This is a genomic window from Xanthomonas nasturtii (assembly GCF_001660815.1).
Lineage (GTDB): Bacteria > Pseudomonadota > Gammaproteobacteria > Xanthomonadales > Xanthomonadaceae > Xanthomonas > Xanthomonas nasturtii.
Map to the genome: position 1 here is coordinate 1 of NZ_LYMI01000073.1, position 2,539 is coordinate 2,539.

Genomic DNA, 2,539 nt, shown 5'->3' on the forward strand with positions numbered 1-2,539 from the left:
CACTTACAGGTTGGTCATGCCGACATTGCCGCGCTGCCTCGGCAGACACTGTTCGATGAGAGAAAATTGTGCGGGTGTGATTTCCATGCGCAATAGTTTAACCGCTCAGATCATTAGTGTTAACAGGCTCTAGTCAAGCGCGTCGATCTACCAAGCACCGCAATCGAAAGCGCACTGATCTAGACAAACAAGATGTTGTCCCGAGAAAAGCCGCCGTTTAGACAACGGCGGCTTTCTCTTTGAATGGGCAATATCGCAACTCGGACAAACGCGGTCGCTATAAATCACACCGAATCAGTGCTACGCAGACATGTGTGTATCCCACTACCTGCCGCCTTTATACGCGAGACAGGCTGTGCTACAGGAGCCACTGTGTTGACTGGCGATATTGCCGTTTGCAATCGGCTTGATAGAGCAGCCATTTGAGTACTTTGATCACGCCAAATTCTGACCTGGCCAAATCCGATTGGGTCAACCTGAAATGCACCACCGTCTCCTGCAACGGCAGCACCAGCTGACGCCTATTGATTTACTTGCCGGGCTCACCGCGCTTTGCGTGCGCACCGTTTCGCAATCTGACGACCATAAAAAAGCGAGGCAATCCTTGGAATGCCTCGCCGGTATCAATCAATCACGCCTACACCTACACGCGATGGCGTCACTCCCCGCGCGTCGCGCAAACCACAGCGTGCCCTGGCAAGCACACGCGGCCAGGCTCGATTACCCCGCGCTCCACGCCCGGAACATCAATCTGCATCCACGTCCCTTCCGGCAGCGCAACCTCGGCGACGTCGGCAGACAGATTAAAGGCCAGCAGCACGGCCTGGCCCGCATGCTCGCGCCGGAACATCAGCACCGGCTCTGCGGTGTCGTAGAAGGTGATTGTCCCTTCCCGCAACGCCGGCATGCTCTTGCGCCAGCCCAGGAATGCCTGGACCGAGCTAAGCACAGACTGCGCGTCGCCCTGCTGCACACTCACCGCTGCCAGGCGATGCGGCTCGGACAAAGGCAGCCACGGCTTTCCGCTGGTGAAACCCGCCGACGGCGCATCGGTCCAAGGCATCGGTGTGCGGCATCCATCTCGGCCCTTGAAAGTCGGCCAGAACGTGATGCCGTATGGATCCTGCAGATCCTCGAACGCCACATCTGCCTCGCCCAGGCCCAGCTCCTCGCCCTGATACAGACAGATCGAACCGCGCAGCGAACACAGCAGCGCCACCACCATCCGCGCAAAGACCGGCGATGCATACGCACCGCCCCACCGCGTTACGGCACGCACCACATCGTGATTGGAAATCGCCCAGCACGGCCAGCCTTCCAGCATGGTCGCCTCGAGCCGGCTCACCGTCTCGCGGATATAGGCCGCGCTGTAGTCCTGCACCAACAACTCGAAGCTGTAGCCCATGTGCAAGCGGCCCTTGGCGGTGTACTCCGCTGTGGTGGCCAGCGAGTCTTCCGAAGAAATCTCGCCCAGGCTCACCGCATTCGGGTAGCGATCGAGCAACGCGCGAAGACGCTCCAGGAACACCAGGTTCTCCGGCTGCGTGTTGTTGAAGTAGTGATACTGGTACGCGTACGGATTGTCCGCACTGAAGCCACGCCCTACCCGCTTGTCCGCCGGCTTGGCCGGGTTGTCACGCAGCTGCGCATCGTGGAAGCAGAAATTGATCGCATCCAGCCGGAAACCATCCACCCCGCGGTCCAGCCAGAACCGCACATTGTGCAAGGTCGCCTGCTGCACCTCGGCGTTGTGGAAATTGAGATCGGGCTGATCCACCAGGAAATTGTGCAGATAGTATTGCTCGCGCCGCGGCTCCCATTGCCACGCCACACCACCGAACAGCGACAACCAATTATTGGGCGGCGTCCCGTCCTCACGCGGATCCGCCCACACGTACCAGTCCGCCTTCGCGTTGGTTTTGTCCTGCCGGCTTTCCTGAAACCACGCATGTTCGATGGAGGTATGGCTCAGCACCTGGTCGATCATCACTTTCAGCCCGAGCGCATGCGCCTTGTCGAGCAATCGATCGAAATCATCCAGCGTGCCGAACAACGGATCCACTGCACGATAGTCGGCAATGTCATACCCGAAATCGGCCATCGGCGACTTGAAAAAAGGCGAGATCCAGATCGCATCCACACCCAACCCGGCAATGTAGTCGAGCTTGGCAATGATGCCCGGCAGATCGCCCACCCCATCTCCGTTGGAATCCAGAAAACTACGCGGATAGATCTGATAAATGACGGCCCCACGCCACCATGGTGTCTGCAACATGCATGCCCCTCCCGGGCTAACGCCGGGTGCTGGAAGAGGCACCCGGCCAAGGGCATTAGCGTAGCTGCGCTACCGACACCGGGCGTAACCGTGCATACGTATTCATGGGCAGACGTTCGTCACACCGACGTCCCCCAGATTTTGAGTAGCGCCGCAGTTTGGAGTCCAATTCCCTACCCGAAGGAGATTGGACGTGAAGAAGCGTTTTACTGACGAGCAGGTCATCGGCTTTCTGCGTGAGGCCGAAAGCGGCGTGGCGATCAA

At 58.9% G+C, this 2,539-nt stretch carries 1 protein-coding gene and 1 pseudogene; one reads left to right on the top strand and one right to left on the bottom strand.

Annotation, left to right across the window (positions count from 1 at the left end; all coding sequences use genetic code 11):
• Window positions 1–658: 658 nt before the first annotated feature.
• Window positions 659–2,275, bottom strand: coding sequence for an alpha-glucosidase (locus tag A7D16_RS19460; RefSeq protein WP_064634868.1), 1,617 nt, complete (start codon window positions 2,273–2,275; stop codon window positions 659–661).
• Window positions 2,276–2,468: 193 nt separating this feature from the next.
• Between A7D16_RS19460 and A7D16_RS24540 the strand changes: the two are divergent.
• A pseudogene (locus A7D16_RS24540) lies at window positions 2,469–2,539 on the top strand (transposase); the annotation flags it as partial.